Annotated in this window: 1 protein-coding gene; it reads left to right on the top strand. The window is 57.5% G+C overall.

Translation table 11 applies throughout. From position 1 onward, the window contains the following. Window positions 1-288 precede the first annotated feature (288 nt). Window positions 289-666 carry a hypothetical protein gene (locus tag A2J01_RS26445; protein ID WP_064113927.1) on the top strand — a complete coding sequence of 126 codons (378 nt, stop codon included), beginning with the start codon at window positions 289-291 and terminating at the stop codon, window positions 664-666. Window positions 667-961: the final 295 nt, after the last annotated feature.

Genomic DNA, 961 nt, shown 5'->3' on the forward strand with positions numbered 1-961 from the left:
GGCAGGCGGATGCAGTCGGTGATCCGACCGACCGGGTTGAGTGCCAGGCATTTACTCATTTGGAGCTGAAAGCGGCAAGCGGTCCGTTTCCGCCTCCGCACCTAGGGGCGATCAGCCCTGTTTCGCCTAGTCATAAAGTATGAATGCCCAGATTGCGAGCCTTTGCGCTACCGCTAACGTGACCGACGTCATGTTGTCGCAAATGTTCGGTTATCACGTTTTGCGCTACCGTCAGTTACATCAAAGTTGGTTGCGGAAGATGCAGCCTTCGCGTCACAGGAGGTTTCCATGTCCCGTTCACGTATGGCTGTAGCTGCACTGTTGGTCCCGGTAGCGGCCGGTGCTGTGGCCCTCCTCGGGGCGGGTGCCGCTTCTGCCGCGACCCCGTATTCCGGCAACGGATTTGTCGGAGTCAATTTCGATCAGAACGAGACCCGATTCATCGCCGACACCAATGCCGGCAACCTCCTCGGCCCCATCCCGGATCGGGGTTGGCGCGTGAACCTCGGCCCTGGTTCCGTCTATCAGCCCACCGGGAACGTCGTCTACGCCACCGTCGACCAGATCGTCGACGAGGCAGCTTCACACGGAGGTCGTGTCTCCATCACGCTCAGCGACCCGGCGCTCTGGAATGGCACGTACGTCACCGGTTTTCAGCGCTGGTGACATAGGGCGATCTCGCATTTCCAGCGCCGGTGAGCACATCGCTCACCGGCGCTTTTGCGTGTCATCTGTCCAGCCTTCAACTCGCACTGTTGGTTTCTATATGTAAAAAAGTATGTACACATCTTTTTGGTAGCTTTGGGGTGTGGCCACCGACAACATACGAATAACCCCTGCGGTTCAAGCGGTGCTTACGCTTCGCTATGTGTCAAGTCAAGTGAGACAGTGACGTTCAGTTGATCTGCGATTCCGAGACCGGTTCGTTGATGAAGAATACGGTCGGCATCTCGGGCGGACT

It is taken from the genome of Rhodococcus sp. EPR-134 (genome assembly GCF_001647205.1).
Taxonomy (GTDB): domain Bacteria; phylum Actinomycetota; class Actinomycetes; order Mycobacteriales; family Mycobacteriaceae; genus Rhodococcus_F; species Rhodococcus_F qingshengii.

Bases quoted from the DNA above. Each gene is read 5' to 3' on its own strand.
- A2J01_RS26445 (WP_064113927.1), top strand. From the start codon at position 289: ATGTCCCGTTCACGTATGGCTGTAGCTGCACTGTTGGTCCCGGTAGCG.